We start from the raw sequence: 22,231 nt of genomic DNA, 5'->3' as shown, positions 1-22,231 counted from the left end.
TTAGGTCAAAGTCCCATGTTCGAGCGCCCGCGGAGCAGAACCCACAGGAAGAACGGCGCCCCGACGAAGGCGGTGATGATGCCGATCGGCAGTTCGGCGGGGGAAACGATGGTGCGGGCCAGCATGTCGGCGAAGATCAGCATGGTGCCGCCGAGCAGAGCCGAAGCTGGCAGAAGGTAGCGGTGATCCGGGCCGATGACGAGCCGCAGCAGATGCGGCACGACGATGCCGACAAAGCCGATACCGCCGCTGACCGCCACAGATGCGCCGGTCGCCGCGGCGACGCTCAAAATGGCGATGTTCTTGAGGCGCTGCACTGGCACGCCCATGTGGAAGGCGGCCGCCTCGCCGAGGGTGATCGCGTTGAGGCCTCTCGCCAGGAAGGGGACGACACAGAGCGACAGGAGGATGATCGGCCCGGCGGTAAGGATTTTCGTCCAATTGGCGCCGGCCAGCGAACCAAGCCCCCAGAAGGTGAGATCGCGGAGCTGCTTGTCGTCGGCGACGAAGACGAGCACGCCCGTTACCGCGCTGGCGAGTGCGCCGAGCGCAATCCCGGCAAGCAGCATCGTCGCCACGGAGGTCTGACCGCTGCGTGTGGCGATGCGATAGAGGAGCATGGTCGTCGCAAGGCCGCCGCAAAAGGCGCCAAGCGGCAGCGCATAGAAGCCGAAGAGCGCAAAGACCGGCCCGAAGGTGGTGCTGCCAAGGACGATAAGCAGGACGGCGCCGAGGCTCGCCCCGGACGACACGCCGACCAGACCGGGGTCGGCCAGTGGATTGCGGAACAGTCCCTGCATGACGACGCCGGAAACGGCGAGCGCGGCGCCGACCAGCATGCCGAGCACGGCGCGCGGCAGGCGGATATCGAGGATGATGATGCGATCGCGCATGCTCAGGGCCTGGTCGCCGGACGCGCCACCGGCGAGCCATCGCAGGACATTGCCAAGCGAAGCGTCGGCGGCTCCCGTCATGATCGAGGTCGCGAAGGTCGCGGCGGCAAGCGCTGCGAGGGCGGCAATAAGTGTGCGCGCCAGACCGGAACGGTCGCCCTTCCGCCACGCATGCACGATCCTTGCAGCCAAGGCAGGCCCCCGCGCGCCGTCCATCGCCTCACTGCGAGGCATTGGTCTTCTTTCCATAGATTGCGGTGTTCAGTTCCCGGATCGCGCTTGCGGTGCGCGGGCCGAAACCGAGCAGATGCAAGCCATCCATGCGGACCAGTGCCTTGCTTTTCGCCGCCGGCGTCAGGCTGAGGGCGGGAAGGGCGAAGAGTTGGTCGGCACTCATCCCATGGGCGCCGCCCCGATCCATCATCAGAATGACGTCCGGCTTCGCCTCGACGATCGCCTCGTCGGTCAGTGGCTTGTAGCCGGGGAACTTCCCGGCGGCATTGACGGCGCCGGCAAGCTCGATGATGCCGCTTGCGGCCGTGCCGGTGCCCGATGCCATGATCTTGCCGTCCTGGGTGCTGAGGATGAAGAGAACCCGCTTGCGCTCGCTTTCCGGGCGTGCGGCGCTGTCGGCGAGTGCGGCGTCCAGATCCTGCTCGACGGATTTCACGAGCGCTTCGGCCTTGTCAGGCACGCCGAGAAAGGCGCCGACGGCGCGTATCTTGGCAAGAATGCCCGCCTCGTCATAGGTCTCGCCAATCGTCGTGAAGGGAATGTTCGCCTGCTTCAGCACGGAAAGCGCCTCGGGCGGGCCACTGCCTTCGATGGCGACGATCGCCGCCGGGTTGACGGCGATTATGCCTTCCGGCGCCAGCTGCCGCATGTAGCCGACATTGGGGAGCTTCGCCGCCGCCTCTGGATAGGTGCTGGTCGAGTCGCGGCCGACGAGCCGGTTTTCCTCGCCCAGCGCATAGATGATCTCGGTGACCGCTCCGCCGATCGAAACGATCCGGGACGTGTCCGGCTTCTCGACCGTCTCGGCCATTGCGGGGCTCACAAGGGACGAGGAGACGGGGGCGAGCGCCGGCAGCAGGAAGGGTGTCGAGAGCGCAAAGGCGGCGAGCGCCAATTCCCAGCGGCGAAGGCGGCGGAAGTCGAAGCGGTGCATGCCTTGTCTCCTCAGGCTGCGACGATGCTGTCGAGGCGCGGCAGGTTCTCGACCAGGCTGCGCCATTCCGGTCTTTCGCCAAAGCCTTCCTTCCGCTTGCCGAAGAACTGAATGACCATTTCGGCCTTGGCATCGAGGGCTTCGAGCGAGGTTACATGGCCGTCCGACGTCGGCTTGCGCACCGCCCAAAGCTCGGCGATGTGATCCGCGCGCAGATGCAGGTGGAAGGCCGGATCCATGACGTTGAGCCACGGGCCCATGGAGGCGATATTCTTGACCGGGCCGGAGTGGATCTGGATGACGCCGCGATTGCCGACGAAGCACATGATGGGCAGCTCGGTCTCGGCACTGCCCCGCATCATCGTCTCGATGCCCCGCGCGTCGAGCTGCCAGGCCAGATCGTCGCCGACTGCATGCAAGGCTTGGCGCCGGCCGATTTTCAGATTGCGCAACATGCCGTGGAACTGATGGGTGTCGGTCAGCTTCGTCCAGTGCTCACGCAGCGCCTGGGTGTCGACGGTGGCGGACGCGTCGTCGCCCGCCGCGGCGCCGGATTCGGCAACAAATTGCTGCGACTGATCTTCGAGGCGGAAGTCCGCGACGATCCAGTCATAGGCTTCAAGATCAGACGTCGGGCGCAGGTGAACCTTGTGAACCGCATTCCCCCATTTGTCGAAGAACTGCAGGCTGCGGCGGATCTCGCCCTTGGCATCGGTCTTCGTGACGGCGAAGCCGTGCGCCCAGGCGGACGGGAAGACCCGCAGATCGATTTCCGATCCGAGAACCAGGCTCGCAGACGGACCTGTCTTGACGTTCTCGTAGATGCCGATTTTCTCGTGGACAGCGGATTCGTTGCGGGTGAGCGCCATGACCTCGCCCAGCTCCCTGGCGCGGCCCAGGAAACGATTGGCGTCGGCATCGATGCGGCTTGCCGTCAGGCCGCATTCCGCGGCGACGAGGGCGGCTTCGGAAATGCCGAGCTGGGCGGCTATGTCGCGCTCGCGCATCGTCGGGTTCGCCGCGCGGTAGGCGCGAATCTCGGAGGGAGTGGGGCGCGTGCTGTCGATCATCGTTGTCTCGCTATTTATTCAGAATCAGCTTGCCCTGCCGGGTGATCCGCATCCGGTAGATCGCGCCGTCATGGGAAATCAGGATCTCGCTGGCGCCGCGGAAGAGCTCGTGGCTTTCCACAATCGGCTGCGAGCGGGTGGTCGCGCTCGGCGCCGGCGAGGAGAGGGGGGTATCGGTGTCGTTCGGTGTCACAGTTTCGGCCAGTTCACGAGGGTGGAAGCGGGTCGATGTCCCCTGTTCGCTCGTGCATTTCCAATTAGTATCTTGACTGCATTACTCATATTTCATTAAGGACGCAATACCGGAGACTTGCAGTCAAGTTTAGTTTATCGCCTCCGTCGCTGGCTCAAGGCGGGCGGCTCGGATGCGGAGCATGGGTGGTGTTAATGATGGTCTGTCTTTCCCGTTTCGCTTCCTCGACCGCAGCGATGATCCTGTCGATCGCCGGGACGGCCGTGGCACAGGAGCCAACGGCCGTCGGCGGGCTGACGGTCGAGCTCAACGAGGTCGCGCCTTCCGAGAAGGGGTGCAAGCTGACCTTCGTCGCCGGCAACGGCCTGCAGCAATCGCTTTCCAAGGTCTCGTTCGAGTTCGTCCTCTTCGATCAGAAGGGCCTGGTCGAACGCATGGCCGTTCTCGATTTTCGCGACCTGCCTGCCGGCAAGACGAAGGTCCGTCAGTTCGACCTGCCGGGGACGAAATGCGAGGCGGTGAAGAGCCTGCTGATCAACGATGCACCGGCCTGTGTCGGTGAGGGCATCGACAAGGGCGCCTGCATGACGGGGCTCCAGACCGGCTCGAAGTCGGCAGTCGAACTCAAGGGCTGATTGCCCGATCACTGAGGTGCCGTTGGAAGGCAGACTTGGATGAAGCACATCGTGAAATGGACGGGCGCGGTCGGCCTCTCTCTGTTGGCGCATGCCGGCGGAGCGATGCTGCTGGAGCCTAGCAAAGACGATTTCCAGATGGCCGGCGGGGCGGCGACCGAAGTTACGCTGCTCGGCAACGCCTTCGAGGAGACGCTGCAAGCCGGCGACCTCTCGGACGTCGTAGAACCCGCCGAAGACACGCCCGAGGAGGTGCAGCCGAGCGAGGTCCAGCCGACGGAGGAGATGGCGGAAGAGATCCCGCCGGCAATGCCAGAGAGCGTCTCCGAGCAGCCGACCGACATTGCGCCGACGGAGGCGGACGTCATCCTGCCGGCAGATCAAATGCCGGTGACCGAGGTCGCCGAGGCGCCGGTCACGGCCACTGTCGCGCCTGTGGAAACCGTGGTTCCGGAACAGAAGCCGGAGCCGGAAAAAATCGAAGAGAAGGTCGAGAAGCCGGAACCGAAGAAGGAGCCGGTGAAGAAGAAAAAAATCGTGCGCAAGAAGGCCGGCGAGCGCGGGGAGCAGGCGAATTCGCAGAGCAAGGGCCAGGCGGACGGCGTGGAGAATGCAAATGCGAGCGCGGCCACCGGCGCGAGACAGAGTTCAGTGGCCCGGGAAGCGGGCAATGCCGCAGTCGACAACTACAAGGGGAAGGTCCAGCGCAAGCTGAACAGGGCCATGCGCTATCCGGCCGAAGCCAAGCGCCAAGGGCTGCGCGGCGTCGCGCAGGTGCGCTTTACCGTCACCTCCAGTGGCGGGCTCGCCGGCGTCAGTCTGGCAAGAAGCACGGGGTCGCCGATTCTCGACCAAGCTGCACTTGACACCGTGCGACGCGCCGCACCCTTTCCGGCTATTCCTGCCGCGGCCCGACGTGACAGCTGGCAGTTCACCGTCCCCGTTGAATTCAAACGATAATTCCCCTGGGCACCACGCCGCAGAGGGCTTCGGCAGGCCGAAATTTAATATGATTACGTACTCATGTTTATACTTTACTCAAACAATCAAGTTTTATAAGTTGCCGCCGTCGCACAACCGAGCGGTGTGCCGAACGAATATTTGATGGCGGTCAGCGGAAGGTCCGCACGTCGCCCACAGAACGGAGAAAACGGATGCGCGGCAAGCGGCACCAGAACACAGGCAAGGGCGGCAAGGGAAAGGCGAGGGAGGAAACGCCTGCTGTGCAGCCGAACGGCGGCAAGGCAACGCTGGAGGGGCGGAGCTTCCTCTATGTCGGCGGCCGCGATTGCCAGGTCGCCCATTTGCGGGAGATCGCCAGTTCCTATGGCGCGGAACTCATCCATCACGACGGCGGTTTACGAGAGGCGGTATCGCGCATCGACCGGGTCCTTCCCTCGGTCGACTGCGTCTTCTGCCCCATCGACTGCATCAGCCACGATGCGTGTCTGCGCGTGAAGACCGGCTGCAAGAAGTGGGGCAAGGCCTTCGTGCCGCTGCGCAACGGCTCGAAATCGAGCCTGGAGCGGGCCCTTCAGGACCTGTCCGCCAGCGGCGACAACTGAACCTTTGATGAAAGCGACGGCGCATTTCACAGCCTGATGCGGTCACTCGGAGTATCGATGATGAACGACGAACGTCCCGATCAAATGATGATGATCGGTCTTCACAAGCTAGCCTCGCAGCTCGGCGATGGTCTGGTGCCGGAGCTCTATGAAGTCCTGACGCGCCGCTCGCGCATGCTGGAGGACAACCCCAATGTGGCGGAATTTCCGGCCTGGCAGACCCGCCCTCCGGCCCGTGAACCGTTCGGGCTTGAACCATCGTCGAGCGCCGTTATCCTGCCGTTCCCGCGGAGCGAAGCCGGAGTCCCGGAAAAGAAGGCACGCGAAAGGTAGCCCCATGTTTGTCGCCATGAACCGTTTCCACGTCGCCATCGGTCAGGAAGAGGCATTCGAGGCCGTCTGGAAGGCACGGGATTCAAGCCTTTCGGACATGCCGGGCTTCATCGACTTCCATCTCTTGCGCGGCGAGAGCGTGCCGGAAGAGGGCTACACGCCGTTCATCTCGAAATCGAATTGGGAAAGCAGGGACGCCTTCGTCGCCTGGACGAAATCGGAAAACTTCCGGGCCGCGCACCGCAATGCCGCCGACAATCGGGCCATGTATCTGGGGCCGCCGAAGTTCGAAGGATATACGGTTGTCGAGGGCGCCTGAGCGTCTCTAATCGGCTTTGCGAGGCAGCAGCGCTCCGAGCGCCACTGCGAGCCATCCGGCCATCATCGTCACGCCGCCGAGCGGCGCCGACATTGGAAAAAGACCGTGGCCGGCGAAATGGCGCATGGTGAGGTCGGCGGCAAAGAGGGCTGTGCCGAGCGCGAGCAACAGCGCAGCAATCGCCGCCGTCCGGAAGTGCGACCATCCGGCATGAAGCGCGACCAGTGCCGGCGCATGGGCGAGGCACATGGCGGAGGCGCCGCCGATCAGCCGCGGATCTGTACCGTGCGAGGCGGCTGCAGCGGCGGCGACGCCGAAAACCCCCATCAGCCCGGCGATGAAAAGCACGCTTCCACGCATTCCGCGGTTCGGCATTAGACGTTCATTTCTTGTTCTGCATGTGATGGGCGAGCCGGGTGATCGGCTCGAGGATGATGTCGCGGAGCTGCGGGTGGGGGACGGTCTCCTCGAGAGCGCGGGTGAAGCAGAGTAGCCACTCGTCGCGTTCGGCCGGACCGATTTCGGCGATGAAATGCCGCCGGCGCAGCATCGGATGGCCGCGCTTCTCGACATAGATCGGCGGCCCGCCGAGCCAGCCGGTCAGATACTCGTAAAACTTTTCCTCGCTGCCGGAGAGGTCCGGCGGATGCACGGCGCGGCATCGAGCCGCCTCCGGCAGGCTGTCCATCAGCGCATAGAACCGACGCGTCAGGGCGCGAACCGCGGCATCGCCGCCGATCGCCTCGTAGAGCGTCGTGGTTTTCGTTTCCGTCATGAGCGTATCCTTGTCCGACTTCGTATCGCGGCGCCGCCCCGCGCACAACATCCGCACGTACCTTGCGGCGTTTCATCGCGTTGCCTCCCCTCGGTTGACAAAACCGTCCAGACGGTATCTTTATGGAGCATGACGAGCGCCTATCAGAGAAAGAAGCAGCCGGAGCGGGTTCGCCAGCAATTGCTGGATGTCGCGGCGCGGCTGTCGTTCGAAGAGGGGATCGCCGCCGTGACGCTCGATAAAGTGTCTCAGGCGGCTGGCGTCAGCAAGGGTGGGCTGCTGCACCACTTCCCCAACAAACTCGCCTTGCTGGACGGCCTGTTCGACGAACTGGTGGCTCGTTTCGACCGGGCGATCGAGGCGGCAATGGCCGATGATTCGGTGGACCGGGGACGTTTCACCCGCGCCTATCTCACTGTCTGTTTTGCGTTGGAAGAGGAAGGCAAGGACTGGCAGGTGCTGGCGATCGCTCTGCTGGCGGAGCCGCATCTGAAGGCGCGCTGGCGGGAATGGGTCGAGAGACGGTCGGCCGAGTTCGCCGCGACAGACAGCTCGCAGGATTGTCTTCTTGCCCGCTTCGCCGCTGACGGCGTCTGGCTGGCGGATCTCCTAGAGAGCCACGCCATCGAAGCATCCACGCGGGCGGCGCTGCTCCGGAAGCTCAAGGCGCTTTCGTTGCAGTGAGGCCGCCCGGAACGGGCTGACTTTTTTACACCAATCGATCGGAGACGTGCCGTGAACCCCGCAATGCTCTACACCGTCCTGGTGATCGCCATTGTCTTCGAAGTGCTCGGCACTTCGGCCATGCAGGCGGCGCAACATTTCACGCGGCTGGCGCCGACCGTGCTGATGGTGGTTTGCTATGCCGTCGCCTTCTTCTTCCTGTCCTACACGCTGCGCTATATTCCCGTCGGGATCGCCTATGCGCTGTGGAGCGGCCTCGGCATCGTGTTGATTTCGGCGGTCGGCTACATCACCTTCGGCCAGAAGCTCGACCTGGCGGCGATCCTCGGCCTGGCGCTGATCATCGCCGGCGTGCTGGTGCTCAATCTCTTCTCGAAGTCGACCTTTCACTGACGCCGTTGCCATCGCTTTGGCGGAGCGCTTCGCCCTACGGTGCGACGGTCGAACCAACGGTGTTTTCCACCGATTGGCCGAAGCGTCGCAGTTGCGCGTTGTAATTTTGTCGGGTGCGCGGATCGAAGATCATGATCGGCGTCGAGACGGCGACGCTTGCGGCGCTGCCGACGGTCTGGGCAGTGCCGAGCGCAACGGCGCCAACCCGTTCGCCGAGGCCGACATCGGAATCCGTCACGGTCTGGCCGGCAATCAGCCGGTTGCCGAGCAGCCGCACCACCTCCGGACTTTCGGCGAATTTGCCGTGGTTGAGGCGGTCGCCGCCCTTGAGGGCCGTCAGGTCGAGCACCGTGATGCCCGCCCGCTCTAGCTGGCTGCGATAGGGTTCCACTGAGGGATCGATCTGCCCGAGCCGGTCGATATTACCGGAAATCCGCCGCGAAACGGTCAGTGCCCGGTCGTCGCGGGAGACGAAGAGGGTGAATTTCGGCCGCGATTTGCCCATGGCCTGCATTTGCTTGGTGAAGACATCGACGTCGAGATCGGGCGAGGCGAGAATGACGTCGGTGATCTTGGGGGCGACGCGGCCGTCGCGGATCGCCATCTGCCGGAGCGCCTCGACGGTGAGCCACGACCCCATCGAGTGGGCCATCAGTGTGATCTCGCCGACGGAAGGGTTCTTCGAGGCTCGCTGCAGCAGTTCTTCCAGCGCGTCGCGCGAATAGTTGGTGCTTTCCTTGTCGTAGTTATAGTCGAAGATGCTGGCGCGCGACGGCCACGTGAAGATGACCGGCGCGACATCGGCGCCGGAATCGTGAACGATCTGGGCGTAGCGGTAGACGGCGTCCTCGAAGCGGTTGTTGAAGCCGTGGACGAAGATCAGCACGCGTCGGCTCTTCGGCAGATGGCCGTGAAGCCAGGCCTGCGTCTCCGCCCCGGGCTCCAGCGGTTTGACGCTGACGGTGGAGAAATCGCGGCTCGGATCGGCTGGCAATCTCTTCGGCCATTGGACCTGGCCGACCTTGCGGTTCTTCTCCGGGGGAATCGAGACGACGATTTCGGTCAGCGAGAGCTCCGGGGCGCGTTCGCCGGTGAAGAGGATGCCAGGATCATTCGACTGGGCGCGGGTGGTCGCCACGAGCAGGTCCACCTGCGAGGCCCCGGCGGCGGTGCCGGAGGGAGCAAGCACGCCGACCGGGCGCCCGCCGCAGCCGGCAAGGCAGAGCATCAGCCCCAGGCAAAGCAGGACGCGGTTCATCCGCGCAGCCAGGCTTGCATCAGCGATCGACGGCACCCCGAGCCCCCTCATGAGCACAACTCGCGACCGGTCGTCATGACCGGCGACCATCGGACAGCAATGGCAGATTTTTGCTTGGCGCGACACCCCGCCTGAGATTTTTCTGATCGTCCCGCATGGTCTCCGCTCCATCCTGCCGTGGCGTGCATGCAAGCTTTCGCTACAATGCGCAGGCGGAGAATCCCCCGGATATTCATTGAAATGGCGGATATCTTTCAATAGCATCGCGCCTATCCTGACCGGGGTGCGGCGATAGCGGATGATCCATCCGATCTCCCTGAAATACCAAAGGAATAGAGGGAATGCAGGCGGTTTTCGACGGCCATAACGATGTGCTTTTGCGCCTCTGGCAGCATGCGCGCGGCGGGAGCGACCCGATAGCCGAATTCATCGAGGGAACCGACAAGGGCCATATCGACATGCCGCGCGCCAAGGCGGGCGGCCTCGCAGGCGGCCTATGCGCCATCTACATTCCATCGGGCGATCTGGTGCTCAGAACCCCGGACAAGAACGGCCACTACGTGACGCCGCTATCGGTGCCGCTCGACCGAATGCCGTCGCTCGCGACGGCGATCGAGCTGGCCGACATCGCGATGAGGCTCGACCGGGCGGGCGCCTGGCGGCTCTGCCGCTCGACCGCCGAGATCCGCGAGGCAATGGCCGATGGCATCTTTGCGGCCGTCCTGCATATGGAAGGCTGCGAGGCGATCGGGCCGGATCTCGCCGCACTCGAGACCTTCCATGCGGCCGGCTTGCGGTCGCTCGGACCGGTCTGGAGCCGCCACAATGTTTTCGGCCATGGCGTGCCCTTCGCCTATCCCTCGTCGCCCGACACGGGACCGGGTCTGACGGAAGCGGGATTTGAACTCATCCAGGCCTGCAACCGGCTCGGCATCCTGATCGATCTCGCCCATATCACCGAGAAAGGTTTCTGGGATGTGGCGGAAACCACCGATCAGCCGCTCGTCGCCAGCCATTCCAATGCCCACGCACTGACGCCGGTCGCCCGCAACCTGACCGATAGGCAGTTGGATGCCATCCGTGAGAGCCGCGGCCTGGTCGGCCTCAACTATGCGACGACCATGCTGCGCGCCGACGGGCAGGAAAATGCGGCCACGCCGCTTTCCGACATGGTGCGCCACATCGACTATATGGTCGAGCGTGTCGGTATCGATTGCGTCGCGCTCGGATCGGACTTCGACGGCGCGACGATACCCGAGGAAATCGCCGATGCCGCAGGCAATCAGAAGCTCGTTGCCGCGCTCAAGAGCGCCGGATATGGTGACCGCGAGCTGGAAAAAATATGCCGCGGCAACTGGCTTAGAGTTCTGGGACAGGCTTGGCACGAGGCTGCCTGAACCCATGAAGAAGAGCCCGGAAAGGGCTAGATAGAGGGAAGCGCAAAATGATGCATAAGCTCAATGGACGTTTTCGACTTCTGACTGCTTCCGCGGCGCTTGCGCTCGCGCTGGGTGCCGCCCTGCCGGCATTTGCCGAAACGCCGAAGGACACGCTGGTCGAGGGGTTCGCCTTCGATGACATCATCACCATGGATCCGGGCGAAGCCTTCGAGCTTTCGACCGCGGAAGTGACCAGCAACACCTACAGCCTGCTCGTCCGTCTCGACCTCAACGATACGTCCAAGGTGGTCGGCGACCTTGCGGAAAGCTGGACCGTTTCCGATGACGGCCTCACCTATACGTTCAAGCTGAAGCAGGGCATGAAGTTTGCGTCGGGAAATCCGATCACCGCCGAGGATGTCGCCTATTCCTTCGAGCGAGCCGTCAAGCTCGACAAGAGCCCGGCCTTCATCCTCACCCAGTTCGGCCTCAGCGGAGACAACGTCACGGAGAAGGCCAAGGCGGCGGATGAGCATACCTTCGTCTTCACCGTCGACCAGCCCTACGCACCGAGCTTCGTCTTGAACTGCCTGACCGCGACCGTCGCCTCGGTCGTCGACAAGAAGCTGGTGCTCGAACACGTCAAGTCCGTCGAACCGACCAAGGACTACAAGTACGACAACGATTTCGGCAATGAATGGCTGAAAACCGGCTACGCGGGCTCGGGCCCCTTCAAACTGCGCGAATGGCGGGCCAACGAAGTGGTCGTGCTGGAGCGTAACGACAATTACTACGGCGAGCCGGCCAAGCTCGCCCGGGTCATCTACCGGCACATGAAGGAAAGCTCCGGCCAGCGGCTGGCGCTCGAGGCCGGCGATATCGACGTTGCCCGCAATCTGGAGCCGGGCGACTACGAGGCGGTCGGGAAGAACGCCGATCTGGCGACGACCAGCGCGCCTAAGGGCACGGTCTATTACATCAGCCTCAACGAGAAGAACGAGACGCTCGCAAAGCCCGAGGTGCAGAAGGCCTTCAAGTATCTGGTCGACTACGACGCGATCGGCGCCACGCTGATCAAGGGAATCGGCGAGATCCACCAGAGCTTCCTGCCGAAAGACGTGCTCGGTGCTCTGAACGAGAACCCCTATACATTCGACGTCGCCAAGGCGAAGGAACTGCTGGCCAAAGCCGGCTATCCGGACGGCTTCACCGTCACCATGGACGTGCGCAATACCCAGCCGGTCACCGGCATTGCCGAATCCTTCCAGCAGACGCTGGGGCAGGCCGGCGTCAAGCTCGAGATCATTCCGGGTGACGGTAAGCAGACGTTGACGAAGTACCGCGCCCGCAATCACGACATGTATATCGGCCAGTGGGGCATGGATTATTTCGATCCGCATTCAAATGCCGATACGTTCACCAACAATCCGGACAATTCCGATGCGGGTACGAACAAGACGCTCGCCTGGCGCAATGCCTGGGACGTTCCGGAACTGAGCAAGAAGACCAAGGAAGCACTCCTTGAGCGCGACAGCGCCAAGCGTGCGGAGATCTACAAGGAACTGCAGAAGAGCGTTCTCGACGACAGCCCCTTCGTAATCATCTTCCAGCAGACGGAGGTCGCCGGTCTTCGGGGTAACTTGAAGGGCTTCAAGCTCGGTCCGAGCTTCGACACCAACTACGTCTGGAACGTCTCCAAGGAATAGTCGAGAGGACCATTCCCTTGAGCATGAGCGATACAGTGCGAATGAGCGGGCGCCGGCGCGCCCGTTCCCGCAAGGCCGTTGCCACGGTGCTGCAGTTTGTCGTCGTCGTGGCGACCACCTATCTCGGTCTTCTTGCCGTCACCTTCTTCATCGGCCGCGTCATCCCGATCGACCCGGCGCTGGCTGTTCTCGGCGACCGGGCGCCGCAGCACCTGGTCGAACGGACCCGCGAGGCGATGGGCCTCAACCTGCCCCTCTACCAGCAGTTCCTTCTTTACTGCCGGCAGGCGCTCTCGGGCGATTTCGGCGTGTCGGTGCTGACAACCAATCCGGTGATGACCGACATCCGCCGCGTCTTCCCGGCGACGATCGAGCTTGCGACGCTTGGAACGCTGATCGGCGCCGCGATCGGCGTTCCTCTTGGTGTCCTTGCCGCCGTCAAACGCGGCAGCATTGCCGACCAGATCGTCCGCGTCATCGGGCTTGTTGGCTATTCCGTGCCAATCTTCTGGCTGGCGCTGCTCGCACTCCTGGTCTTCTACGCGCGGCTGAAATGGGTCGCCTATCCCGGCCGTATCGACGTGGTCTACGAATATACGTTCTCGCCGATCACCGGCCTCTATCTCGTCGATGCGCTCTGGCAGCGGCAATGGGATGTGCTGCGCGACGTCTTCCGGCACATCATCCTGCCGGCCTCGCTGCTCGGCTATTTTTCGCTCGCTTATATCAGCCGGATGACCCGCAGCTTCATGCTGAACGAGCTGCAGCAGGAGTATATTGTCGCGGCTCGGGCCAAGGGGCTTTCCGAGGCACGGATCATCTGGGGCCATGCGCTGCGCAATGCCGCCGTGCCCCTCGTCACGGTGATCGCGCTTTCCTATGCCAGCCTGCTCGAGGGGTCGGTGCTGACCGAGACCGTCTTCGCCTGGCCGGGGCTCGGCCTCTACATCACCAATTCGCTGCAGAATGCCGACATGAACGCCGTTCTCGGCGGCACGATCATCATCGGTTCGGTCTTCATCGGCATCAATCTCCTGTCCGATCTGCTTTACCGGACGCTTGACCCGAGGACGCGCGCCCGATGAGCATTGCCACGCAAACTCGCCCGTTGACGCGCCGCGAATGGCTGCTTTCCGACCGGCCGCAGTCGCGGCTGCAGGCGCGCCTCGGCCGCGCCTACATGACCTGGCGCCGCTTCTCGGCGAACCGCCTCGCGGTGGTCGGCCTGCTCATTCTCCTGGGCCTCTGCATCGTCGCCGCATTCGCCGATCTCCTCGCGCCGCATTCCCCGGTCATCGGCAATCTCGCCGGCGCGCGGCTGCTGCCGCCGGGCAGCGAGGGTTATCTGCTTGGCACCGACGACCAGGGCCGGGACATCCTGTCGCGGCTGATCTACGGTTCGCGGCTGACGCTCGCCGTCGTGGTGCTCGTCGCGATCATCGCCGCACCGGTCGGCCTGGTCGTCGGCGCCGCCGCTGGCTATGCCGGCGGCTGGATCGATGCGATCCTGATGCGCATCACCGACATTTTCCTCGCCTTTCCGAAGCTCGTACTGGCGCTCGCATTCGTCGCGGCGCTTGGCCCCGGCATCGAAAACGCCGTGATCGCCATCGCGATCACCTCCTGGCCGCCCTATGCGCGCATTGCCCGCGCCGAGACGCTGACCGTGCGCAATTCCGACTACATCGCCGCCGTCCGATTGATGGGCGCCTCGCCGACGCGCATCGTCTTGCGGCACGTGATGCCGATGTGCATGTCGTCGCTGATCGTCCGCGTGACGCTCGACATGGCCGGCATCATCCTGACGGCGGCGGGCCTCGGCTTCCTCGGCCTCGGCGCACAGCCGCCGCTTCCCGAATGGGGCGCGATGATCGCCTCCGGCCGCCGCTTCATCCTAGACCAGTGGTGGGTCGCCACCATGCCCGGCATCGCCATCCTCATCGTCAGCCTCGGCTTCAACCTGCTCGGCGACGGCCTGCGCGACGCGCTTGATCCGCGGGAGAGCGGGCAATGAGCGCCTTGCTGACTGTCGAAGACCTTCGCGTCCGGTTCCCGACCCGCACCGGTGTCGTCGAGGCGGTGCGCGGGGTCTCCTTTACGCTCGCACGCGAGCGCCTCGGCATCGTCGGCGAGAGCGGCTCCGGCAAATCGCAGACGGGCAGGGCGATCATGGGCCTTACGCCGCCGCATGCGGAAGTCACGGCGAAGCGGCTCGCCTTCGACGGTATCGACCTCCTCTCGGCGCCGCCGAAGCTTCGGCGCGATCTTCGCGGCAAGCGCATCGCCATGATCCTGCAGGATCCGAAATACTCGCTGAACCCGGTGATGAGCATCGGCCGGCAGATCGTCGAGACACTGCAACGCCACGAGAAGGTCGGCCGTGCGGAGGCGCGCAAGCGGGCACTCGACATGCTGGCGGCGGTGCAGATCCGCGATCCCGCCCGCGTTTTCGACCTTTATCCGCACGAGGTCTCGGGCGGCATGGGCCAGCGGGCGATGATCGCCATGATGCTCGTCGCCGGCCCGGAACTGCTGATTGCCGACGAGCCGACCTCGGCGCTCGACGTGACGGTGCAGCTCGAAGTGCTGTCGATTCTCGACAGGCTGGTAGCCGAGCGCGGCATGGGACTGATCTTCGTCTCGCACGATCTGCGGCTGGTCTCGTCCTTCTGCGACCGGGTGCTCGTCATGTATGCCGGCAAGATCGTCGAGGAGATCGCCGCATCGGAGCTCGGCAACGCCAAGCATCCCTATACCCAGGGACTTTTGAACTGCATGCCGGTTATCGGTGCCGGCCGCCATCCCTTGCCGGTTCTCGACCGCAAGCCTGAGTGGGCGCTATGACCGCGGCCGTCTCCGTCGAAGGCCTCAGCGTCGTCTATGACGATTTCCGAGCGCTCGACACCGCCAGCGTCGACGTGGAGGCCGGCGAATCCTTCGGGCTTGTCGGCGAGTCCGGCTCGGGAAAGTCGACGCTGCTGAGGGCAATCGCCGGGCTCGCGCCGGTCAGCGCAGGCACGATCCGCGTCGAGGGGCGCGAGCTTCGCGGCGCGCGCCGCGACAAGGCGTTCTACCGCGCCGTCCAGATGGTCTTTCAGGACCCCTACGGTTCGCTGCATCCGCGCCAGACCATCGACCGGCAGCTGGTGGAGCCGTTGGCGATCCACGGCATCGGTGACGGCGAACGCCGCATCCTGAAGGCGCTCGACGAAGTGGGCCTCGGCTCCGGCTTCCGCTTCCGCTACCCGCATCAGCTCTCCGGCGGCCAGCGCCAGCGCGTCGCCATCGCCCGGGCGCTGATCCTCGAGCCCTCGATCCTGCTGCTCGACGAGCCGACGTCGGCGCTCGATGCGTCGGTCCAGGCCGAGGTGCTGAACCTGCTCGAACAGGTGCGCCGCGACCGCAAGCTGACCTTCATCATGGTCAGCCACGACCTCGGCGTCGTCACCCATATGTGCGAGCGGCTGGCGGTGATGCAGGGCGGCCGTGTGGTCGAGCGGCTGACGTCAGCGGACCTCGTCGCCGGCCGCATTGCCGAGGACTATACGCGCAACCTGATGGTGGCGAGCAAGGGGTTTCGACGGAAGACGGCGTAAACTTCCGGTTGGCGATCCTCAGATACAGTAAAGCGGCGTCTCGGAGCTGCCGAGGCTAGAACCCCCCTCTTTCCTGCCGGGCATCTCCCCCACAAGGGTGGAGATCGGCAAGGGTCGACGCTTTCGCCGGTCGGCAACGCCGCAGATTGGGCTACGGGCTTATCGCGCCGCCTCTACTTCGCGATTAATGCTGTCTGAAAGTTGAAGCAGGGGCTTGGCGTCTTGCCAATCTCCACCCTTGTGGGGGAGATGCCCGGCAGGGCAGAGGGGTTATCCACACCCGCTTTCCCGCTCAGAGCAAGCCAAAACCCCGATCGCGCTCCGACATTTGCGTCACCTCGAGCGGCCAGGCGATGGCGAGGCGTGGATCGAGCGGATTGAGGCCGCCTTCGGCCTCCGGCGCATAGAATTTGTCGTGCAGGTAGAGAAGCTCGCAGTCTTCGGTCAGCGTCTGGAAGCCATGCGCGAAGCCGCCGGGGATCATCATCGAGCGGGCGTTTTCGGCACTCAGGATTTCGCCGTGCCATTGGAGATAGGTCGGTGAATCCGGCCTGATGTCGACGGCCACATCGAAGACGGCGCCGGAAAGACAGGAGACGAATTTCGTCTCGTCGTGCGGCGCCCGCTGGAAATGCATGCCGCGGATCGCCCCCTTGATGCGCGTCAAAGTGTGGTTGATCTGGGCGACGCAGCCGTCTGCGCCGAAATCGCGCAGCTCGTCACGGCAGAAGAAGCGCGAGAAGAAACCACGTTCGTCACCGGCCTTCTTGCGCTCGATCACGATCAGGTCCGGCAGAGGGGTCTGGATACGGTTGAAGCGCGACATAAGGGTCCTCGCGAGGTGGTGCTATTTCGAACCGCTTCTTGCACGATCAAGCGTTGACGCGGCAAGCGGTAACTGGAAAAGAGGGCGAACGACAATGGAGCCACCATGATCGACGTGCATCCGACGGCGAGGATCAGCCCGCTCAGCGACATCGAAGATTCCGTTCGCGGGACGCGGATCGTCGTCGGCGAGGCGTCGGTCATCGACAGCTTCGTCAAGATCAAGCCGGCAGGCGGCTCGGGCGACCTCACGATCGGCCGCTTCTGCTACGTCAATAGCGGCTGCGTCTTCTATACCGGCAACGGCATTCGGATCGCCGACAACGTGCTGATCGCCGCCAATTGCACCTTCGCCCCGGTCAATCACGGCTTCAAGGACAGGGATCGCCTGATCCGCGAACAGGGGTTCCAGCCGAGCCGCGGCGGCATTGTCGTCGAGGAGGATGTCTGGATCGGCGCGAATTCGGTGATCCTCGACGGCGCCATTCTCAGGAAAGGCTGCGTCATTGCCGCCGGCTCGATCGTCCGCCGCGAGGTCGACGCTTACACGATCTGCGGCGGCAATCCGCTGCGCCGGCTCGGCGAGAGGTCGTGATGTTCACGGTTCTCGGCGGTTCCGGCTTCATCGGGCGCAACCTGGTCCGCCGGTTGCGCGCGCTCGGACATGTCGTCGATGTCCCCGCCCGGGCCGACCTGCCGCTCGCCGGCAGGGATCTCGGCCATGTCATCTATGCCATCGGCCTGACCGCCGACTTTCGTACCCGGCCGTTCGACACGATCGAGGCGCATGTGTCGCTCGCGGCCGACGTCTTGCGCCACAACGCGTTTTCCTCCTTTCTCTATCTTTCCTCGACGCGGGTTTACGCGAACGGCCAGGATACGCGCGAGACTGCCCATCTGTCGGCGTCGCCGCTCAATCCCTCGGACCTCTACAATCTGTCGAAACTGACGGGGGAGGCGATCTGCCTTGCCTCCGGACGCGAGAATGTGCGGGTGGCTCGGCTGTCGAACGTCGTCGGCCCCAAGGAGGCACAGGCGGATACGTTCCTGGGGGCGCTCTGCCGAGAGGCGAAGGCGGGCCATATCCAGCTCCAGACGGCGCTCGATTCCGCAAAGGACTATATCTGGATTGACGATGCCGTCGATCTGTTGCTCCGCATCGCTGAGCAGGGGCGTCACACGGTCTACAACGCGGCAAGCGGCGGGCAGACCAGCCACGCGGACTGGTGCGCGGCAATTCAATCCCGCACGGGATGCACCGTTGCTGTAAACGACGAGGCGCCGACCGTTTCTCTTGCGCCGATCTCCAATGAACGGGTGAAAGAGGAATTCGCTTTTGCCGCCACACCTGTGCTAGAGCGCATCTCTGAAATCCTGGGCATGAGCGGATCGGGGCCCGATACCGATCCGCGGCCTTCCACATGAAGACAGGACCTGACATGGACCCTATCGAACAATTCCGCTCCGAACGGGTGGCGACGATCGAAAGCTATCGCCGCGACGGCGATTTCCAGGCGCTCTCCGATCAGTGGCGCGAAGCCACCATGGCCAAGCGCTATGTCTATAATTTCGACTGGCTCGGCCGTCCGATCATCCAGTATCCGCAGGATATCGTGGCGATGCAGGAACTGATCTGGGCGACGCGTCCCGATCTGGTCATCGAAACCGGCATCGCCCATGGCGGCTCGCTAATCCTCAGCGCCTCGCTGCTTGCCATGCTCGACATGTGCGATGCCATCGAAGCGGGCGTTTCGTTGGATCCCAGCCAATCCAAGCGCAAGGTGATCGGCATCGACATCGACATACGCGCCCACAATCGCGAGGCGATCGAAAGCCACCCGATGGCGAGCCGCATTCAGATGTTCCAGGGTTCGGCCATCGACCCCGAGATCGTCGCACAGGTGCGCGAGGCCTCGGCTGGCTACAAGCGCGTCATGGTCTGCCTCGATTCCATGCATACCCACGCGCATGTGCTTGCTGAGCTCGAGGCCTATGCGCCCTTGGTGACGCCCGGCTGCTACTGCGTCGTGTTCGACACTTTGGTCGAGGACCTGCCGGCCGGCTTCTTCAGCGACCGTCCCTGGGACGTTGGCGACAACCCGAAGACTGCGGTGCATGAGTATCTGCAAACCCATCCGGAGTTCGAGATCGACAGGTCCGTTCAGAACAAGCTGATGGTCACGGTTGCCCCGGACGGGTTCCTGAAGCGGCTATAACCGTGCAGCGACGGGATCACCACAGCAATTGAAGAGGGGGCCGTTCGCGACAGCGACGGCCCCTTTTGCTTTCGGCCCCGCTGCGCCGAGCCGCCGGGTCAAATCACCCGCACTTCCGGGATGGCGACGACGAAGCGGCCGCCCCAGCTGCGAATATAGGCATGCGCATCGACGATCTCGTCGGTCAGGTTCCAGGGCAGGATGACCACGTAGTCGGGCTTCGCCGCCTCGAGCCTGGCCGGTTCGTAGATCGGAATATGGCTGCCCGGCGAGAGCTTGCCCTGTTTCAGGTCGTTGCGGTCGACGATGAAGTCGATATCGGCCGCGGTCACGCCGCAAACATTGAGGAAGGTATTGCCCTTGGCGGCCGCGCCATAGGCTGCCACCCGCTTGCCCTCGCTCTTCGCCTTTTCCAGAAACGTCCGAAAACCCTCGCAGACGGCGGCGATCCGTTTGCCGAAGGCGATGTAGGCCTCCATATCCGCAAGGCCGGCCTTCGCCTCGTCCGCCCGCACCTTCGCAAGCCCGTCGGTCGCGGCCCGTGTGCCGGTTGCCGGCTGGGCAAAGATGCGCAGCGAGCCTCCGTGGGTCGGCAATTCCTCGACGTCGAAGACCTTCAGGCCGCTGGCCTCGAATATGCGTTCGACGGCCACGAGCGAGAGATAGGAATAGTGCTCGTGATAGATCGTGTCGAACTGGATGCCCTCGATCAGGCGCAAGAGATGCGGGAACTCGAAGGTCGCGACGCCGTCCGGCTTCAGGAGGATCGCGAAGCCGCCGACGAAATCGGCGATATCCGGCACATGGGCGAGGACATTGTTGGCGGCCGTCAGGTCGGCGCGGATGCCGCGGCCGACGAGCTCGTTGGCGGTGTCGCGGCCGAAAAAGGCGACATGGGTCGGCACGTTGCGGCCTTCGGCGATCTTGGCGGCATTGCCGGCCGGCTCGACGCCGAGCACGGGTATCCCTTTGGCGGCGAAATATTGCAGCAGGTAGCCGTCATTCGAGGCAACCTCGACGACCTGCGACGTGCCTTCAAGGCCGAAGCGTTCGGTCATCTTTTCGGCATAGCGCCGCGCGTGGTCCAGCCAACTCGTCGAGAAGGACGAAAGATAGTGATAATCGGCGTTGAAGATCTCGTCCGCCGGCACCGTTTCGGTGGTCTGGACGAGCAGACATTCCGAACAGACCATCACCTTCAAGGGGAAGGCTTTTTCCCGCGCGATCGCTTCCTTGCTCGGCTCCAGAAACGAGTTCGACCAGGGTGTGACGCCGAGGTCGGCGACAACGGTTTCAAGCGGGCTCGAGCAGAAGCGGCAGGAGTGAGACATCAGCGGCCTTTCGTGAATGCGTCGATCTGATCAAGCGTCAGCGGCAGTGCGGCTTTGCCCTGGCGCCAGCCGTCGTACCAGCGGGCGGTCCATTCGATCGCCTGCCGCTGGGTAAACCGGGCGCGCCAGCCGAGGCTTTCGCCGGCAAGCGCCGGGTCGAGGCCGAGCGTCTGCATCTCGCGGGGTTGCTTTTGCGACGAGACGTCGTCCCATTCGGGTTCAAGCCCCATGGCCGCCTGGATGGCGTTCGCCACATCGCGCACGGGGATCTGCGGTTCGGCGGGCGAGGGGCCGAAGTTCAGGGCATCGACCGCGCTCGCGCCATTATAGATCGCTTCGGCGAAGAGGAAGTAACCGTTCAGGCAATCGAGTACGTGCTGCCAGGGGCGCGTCGCGAGCGGGCTGCGGATATTGAGCCTGGTGCCGGAAAGGGCGGCGCGGACGATATCCGGCACCAGCCGATCGGCCGAAAAATCGCCGCCGCCGATCACGTTGCCGCCCCGCGCCGTGGCGATGCGGATGCCGCGCTCTTGGAGAAAGGCGCTGCGCCAGGTCGCGACCGCCACCTCGCAGGCTGCCTTGGAGCCGGAATAGGGGTCGTGTCCGCCGAGCGTATCGCTCTCCCGGAAGTGCCTGCCGCTCTCGTCGTTGCGATAGACCTTGTCGGTGGTCACAACGAGGATCGCCTTCACCGAGGGAACGTCACGCGCCGCCTCAAGCAGCCGGATCGTGCCCATGACATTGACGGCGAAGGTCTCGGCGGGCGTCGCATAGCTCTCGCGCACCAGCGGCTGGGCCGCCATGTGCAGGATGATCTCCGGCTCGCTCTTGCGCAGGACGGCGGCAAGCGCCTCGCCGTCGCGGACGTCGCCGAACTGCCCGTCCGGCAGCCCGTCCGCATGGAGAAGCGCATGCAGCGACGGGTCGGAAGCGGGCGGCAGGGCGTAGCCGGTGACTTCGGCGCCCATCTTCTTGAGCCACAGGCCGGCCCAGCTGCCTTTAAACCCGGTATGACCGGTCAGCAGGACGCGCTTTCCCTTCCAGAAATCCGGATCGGGCAGGCGGCTCATGACCAGAGCTTCCAGGGGGCGCGGTTCTGCTGCCAGAGCTCCTCGAGCTGGTTCTTGTCGCGCAGCGTATCCATCGGACGCCAGAAGCCGTCATGCGGGAAGGCCATCAGCTGGCCGTCGCGCGCCAGCGCCTCGAGCGGCGCGCTCTCGAACGCCACGTGATCGCCATCGATGCGGTCGAGCACGGCGCGGTTGAGCACGAAGAAGCCGCCATTGATCCGGCCGTTGTCGCCCGCCGGCTTCTCGATGAAGCTCTGCACCTTGCCGGAGTCGATCGCCAGCGCGCCGTAGCGTCCCGGCGGCACGACGCTGGTGACGGTCGCCTCGCGGCCATGCCGAAGGTGGAAATCGGTGAGCGCCCGGATGTCGATGTCGGCGACCCCGTCACCATAGGTGAGGCAGAACGTGTCGCCGAGATATTCGCCGACGCGCTTCAGGCGCCCGCCGGTCATGGATTCCGCCCCGGTATCGACGAGCGTCACCCGCCAGGGCTCGGCCTTGCTCGAATGGTAGATCGTCTCGCCCGTGGCCATGTCGAAGGTGACGTCGGACAAGTGCAGGATGTAATTGGAGAAATACTCCTTGATCATGTAGCCGCGGTAGCCGAGGCAGATCACGAAATCGGTAAAGCCGTAATGGCTATAGATCTTCATGATGTGCCAGAGGATCGGCCGACCGCCGATCTCGATCATCGGCTTGGGCCTCAGGTGACTTTCCTCGGAGATGCGGGTGCCGTATCCGCCGGCGAGAATGACGACCTTCATGCCCTAACCTGCCTCTACCCAATCTGCCGCCCTTATGGCCGGCGTTCCGGCGGTTCAT

Annotated in this window: 27 protein-coding genes; 16 read left to right on the top strand and 11 right to left on the bottom strand. The window is 64.0% G+C overall.

The genetic code is table 11. The features are described 5' to 3' along the window. Nucleotides 1-5: 5 nt before the first annotated feature. The 4 genes from NXT3_RS13830 to hemP are packed head-to-tail and all read right to left on the bottom strand — an operon-like array spanning nt 6 to nt 3,324. Nucleotides 6-1,127, bottom strand: a complete 1,122-nt coding sequence (locus NXT3_RS13830; protein WP_037414677.1) for a FecCD family ABC transporter permease — start codon at nt 1,125-1,127, stop codon at nt 6-8. Beyond that, nucleotides 1,114-2,061, bottom strand: a complete 948-nt coding sequence (locus NXT3_RS13825; protein WP_097525167.1) for a heme/hemin ABC transporter substrate-binding protein — start codon at nt 2,059-2,061, stop codon at nt 1,114-1,116. The genes NXT3_RS13830 and NXT3_RS13825 overlap by 14 nt, the downstream gene beginning before the upstream one ends. 11 nt (nt 2,062-2,072) lie before the next feature. Further along, nucleotides 2,073-3,131 carry a hemin-degrading factor gene (locus NXT3_RS13820; protein WP_097525168.1) on the bottom strand — a complete coding sequence of 353 codons (1,059 nt, stop codon included), beginning with the start codon at nt 3,129-3,131 and terminating at the stop codon, nt 2,073-2,075. Between the two features lie 10 nt (nt 3,132-3,141). Beyond that, nucleotides 3,142-3,324 carry a hemin uptake protein HemP gene (gene hemP, locus NXT3_RS13815; protein ID WP_083853880.1) on the bottom strand — a complete coding sequence of 61 codons (183 nt, stop codon included), beginning with the start codon at nt 3,322-3,324 and terminating at the stop codon, nt 3,142-3,144. A gap of 197 nt (nt 3,325-3,521) precedes the next feature. On the opposite strand from hemP, the gene NXT3_RS13810 reads away from it, so the two are divergent. The 5 genes from NXT3_RS13810 (at nt 3,522) to NXT3_RS13790 (ending at nt 6,176) form a co-directional block, all read left to right on the top strand. Next, entirely contained in the window at nt 3,522-3,959 is a 438-nt protein-coding gene (locus NXT3_RS13810) for a hypothetical protein (RefSeq protein WP_037387947.1), read from the top strand. Between the two features lie 39 nt (nt 3,960-3,998). Further along, nucleotides 3,999-4,919: an energy transducer TonB gene (locus NXT3_RS13805; protein ID WP_104839526.1), complete on the top strand. Its 921-nt coding sequence runs from the start codon at nt 3,999-4,001 to the stop codon at nt 4,917-4,919. A 194-nt stretch (nt 4,920-5,113) separates the two neighbouring features. Then, on the top strand, nt 5,114-5,524 hold the full coding sequence (locus NXT3_RS13800; RefSeq protein WP_097525170.1) for a DUF2325 domain-containing protein: 411 nt from the start codon (nt 5,114-5,116) through the stop codon (nt 5,522-5,524). Nucleotides 5,525-5,584: 60 nt separating this feature from the next. Further along, nucleotides 5,585-5,857, top strand: coding sequence for a hypothetical protein (locus tag NXT3_RS13795; RefSeq protein WP_097525391.1), 273 nt, complete (start codon nt 5,585-5,587; stop codon nt 5,855-5,857). A 4-nt stretch (nt 5,858-5,861) separates the two neighbouring features. Further along, entirely contained in the window at nt 5,862-6,176 is a 315-nt protein-coding gene (locus NXT3_RS13790) for a heme-degrading protein HmuQ (RefSeq protein WP_097525171.1), read from the top strand. A 6-nt stretch (nt 6,177-6,182) separates the two neighbouring features. Here the strand turns inward: NXT3_RS13790 and NXT3_RS13785 are convergent, their stop codons facing one another. After that, nucleotides 6,183-6,551 carry a DUF423 domain-containing protein gene (locus tag NXT3_RS13785; RefSeq protein ID WP_097525172.1) on the bottom strand — a complete coding sequence of 123 codons (369 nt, stop codon included), beginning with the start codon at nt 6,549-6,551 and terminating at the stop codon, nt 6,183-6,185. Between the two features lie 7 nt (nt 6,552-6,558). Continuing rightward, complete coding sequence (locus tag NXT3_RS13780) at nt 6,559-6,951, bottom strand: globin domain-containing protein (RefSeq protein WP_037414702.1); 393 nt, start codon at nt 6,949-6,951, stop codon at nt 6,559-6,561. 129 nt (nt 6,952-7,080) lie between these two features. On the opposite strand from NXT3_RS13780, the gene NXT3_RS13775 reads away from it, so the two are divergent. Continuing rightward, nucleotides 7,081-7,635, top strand: coding sequence for a TetR/AcrR family transcriptional regulator (locus tag NXT3_RS13775; protein ID WP_037414686.1), 555 nt, complete (start codon nt 7,081-7,083; stop codon nt 7,633-7,635). Between the two features lie 63 nt (nt 7,636-7,698). Then, nucleotides 7,699-8,028, top strand: a complete 330-nt coding sequence (locus NXT3_RS13770) for an SMR family transporter (RefSeq protein WP_064240152.1) — start codon at nt 7,699-7,701, stop codon at nt 8,026-8,028. A 34-nt stretch (nt 8,029-8,062) separates the two neighbouring features. On the opposite strand, the gene NXT3_RS13765 is transcribed toward NXT3_RS13770, so the two are convergent. Further along, nucleotides 8,063-9,286, bottom strand: a complete 1,224-nt coding sequence (locus NXT3_RS13765; RefSeq protein WP_037414707.1) for an alpha/beta hydrolase — start codon at nt 9,284-9,286, stop codon at nt 8,063-8,065. A 341-nt stretch (nt 9,287-9,627) separates the two neighbouring features. Here NXT3_RS13765 and NXT3_RS13760 point away from each other — a divergent pair, with 341 nt between their 5' ends. From NXT3_RS13760 to NXT3_RS13735, 6 genes are read left to right on the top strand one after another with little or no spacing between them, the layout of a single operon-like run. Beyond that, on the top strand, nt 9,628-10,683 hold the full coding sequence (locus NXT3_RS13760; protein WP_037414690.1) for a dipeptidase: 1,056 nt from the start codon (nt 9,628-9,630) through the stop codon (nt 10,681-10,683). A 47-nt stretch (nt 10,684-10,730) separates the two neighbouring features. Beyond that, nucleotides 10,731-12,371 (top strand): ABC transporter substrate-binding protein, encoded by a 1,641-nt coding sequence (locus tag NXT3_RS13755; RefSeq protein WP_037414692.1) that lies wholly within the window; start codon nt 10,731-10,733, stop codon nt 12,369-12,371. Nucleotides 12,372-12,412: 41 nt separating this feature from the next. Then, complete coding sequence (locus tag NXT3_RS13750; protein ID WP_097525175.1) at nt 12,413-13,456, top strand: ABC transporter permease; 1,044 nt, start codon at nt 12,413-12,415, stop codon at nt 13,454-13,456. Next, nucleotides 13,453-14,385 carry an ABC transporter permease gene (locus tag NXT3_RS13745; RefSeq protein WP_104839525.1) on the top strand — a complete coding sequence of 311 codons (933 nt, stop codon included), beginning with the start codon at nt 13,453-13,455 and terminating at the stop codon, nt 14,383-14,385. Before NXT3_RS13750 ends, NXT3_RS13745 begins: the two co-directional genes overlap by 4 nt. After that, nucleotides 14,382-15,215 (top strand): ABC transporter ATP-binding protein, encoded by an 834-nt coding sequence (locus NXT3_RS13740; RefSeq protein ID WP_104839524.1) that lies wholly within the window; start codon nt 14,382-14,384, stop codon nt 15,213-15,215. Before NXT3_RS13745 ends, NXT3_RS13740 begins: the two co-directional genes overlap by 4 nt. Beyond that, entirely contained in the window at nt 15,212-15,967 is a 756-nt protein-coding gene (locus tag NXT3_RS13735; RefSeq protein WP_097537967.1) for an ABC transporter ATP-binding protein, read from the top strand. The genes NXT3_RS13740 and NXT3_RS13735 overlap by 4 nt, the downstream gene beginning before the upstream one ends. Nucleotides 15,968-16,259: 292 nt before the next feature. On the opposite strand, the gene rfbC is transcribed toward NXT3_RS13735, so the two are convergent. After that, nucleotides 16,260-16,793 (bottom strand): dTDP-4-dehydrorhamnose 3,5-epimerase, encoded by a 534-nt coding sequence (gene rfbC, locus NXT3_RS13725; protein WP_037414716.1) that lies wholly within the window; start codon nt 16,791-16,793, stop codon nt 16,260-16,262. Nucleotides 16,794-16,898: 105 nt separating this feature from the next. On the opposite strand from rfbC, the gene NXT3_RS13720 reads away from it, so the two are divergent. The 3 genes from NXT3_RS13720 to NXT3_RS13710 are packed head-to-tail and all read left to right on the top strand — an operon-like array spanning nt 16,899 to nt 19,008. Further along, complete coding sequence (locus tag NXT3_RS13720) at nt 16,899-17,387, top strand: acyltransferase (protein WP_037414717.1); 489 nt, start codon at nt 16,899-16,901, stop codon at nt 17,385-17,387. Next, the gene (locus NXT3_RS13715; RefSeq protein WP_104839523.1) at nt 17,387-18,217 is read left to right on the top strand and encodes an NAD-dependent epimerase/dehydratase family protein; all 831 of its coding nucleotides are present in this window, start codon (nt 17,387-17,389) and stop codon (nt 18,215-18,217) included. Before NXT3_RS13720 ends, NXT3_RS13715 begins: the two co-directional genes overlap by 1 nt. Nucleotides 18,218-18,231: 14 nt before the next feature. Next, nucleotides 18,232-19,008 (top strand): cephalosporin hydroxylase family protein, encoded by a 777-nt coding sequence (locus NXT3_RS13710; protein WP_097525180.1) that lies wholly within the window; start codon nt 18,232-18,234, stop codon nt 19,006-19,008. Nucleotides 19,009-19,106: 98 nt separating this feature from the next. On the opposite strand, the gene NXT3_RS13705 is transcribed toward NXT3_RS13710, so the two are convergent. The 3 genes from NXT3_RS13705 to rfbF are packed head-to-tail and all read right to left on the bottom strand — an operon-like array spanning nt 19,107 to nt 22,173. After that, the gene (locus NXT3_RS13705) at nt 19,107-20,339 is read right to left on the bottom strand and encodes a class I SAM-dependent methyltransferase (protein ID WP_097525181.1); all 1,233 of its coding nucleotides are present in this window, start codon (nt 20,337-20,339) and stop codon (nt 19,107-19,109) included. After that, nucleotides 20,339-21,409 carry a CDP-glucose 4,6-dehydratase gene (rfbG, locus tag NXT3_RS13700; protein WP_097525182.1) on the bottom strand — a complete coding sequence of 357 codons (1,071 nt, stop codon included), beginning with the start codon at nt 21,407-21,409 and terminating at the stop codon, nt 20,339-20,341. Before rfbG ends, NXT3_RS13705 begins: the two co-directional genes overlap by 1 nt. Next, the gene (gene rfbF / locus NXT3_RS13695; protein WP_037414727.1) at nt 21,406-22,173 is read right to left on the bottom strand and encodes a glucose-1-phosphate cytidylyltransferase; all 768 of its coding nucleotides are present in this window, start codon (nt 22,171-22,173) and stop codon (nt 21,406-21,408) included. The genes rfbG and rfbF overlap by 4 nt, the downstream gene beginning before the upstream one ends. Nucleotides 22,174-22,231: the final 58 nt, after the last annotated feature.

The organism is Sinorhizobium fredii, assembly GCF_002944405.1.
Classification (GTDB): Bacteria; Pseudomonadota; Alphaproteobacteria; order Rhizobiales; family Rhizobiaceae; genus Sinorhizobium; species Sinorhizobium fredii_C.
The sequence above is the reverse complement of the archived record's forward strand: the minus strand, read 5'-3'. Positions and strand labels throughout refer to the sequence as shown.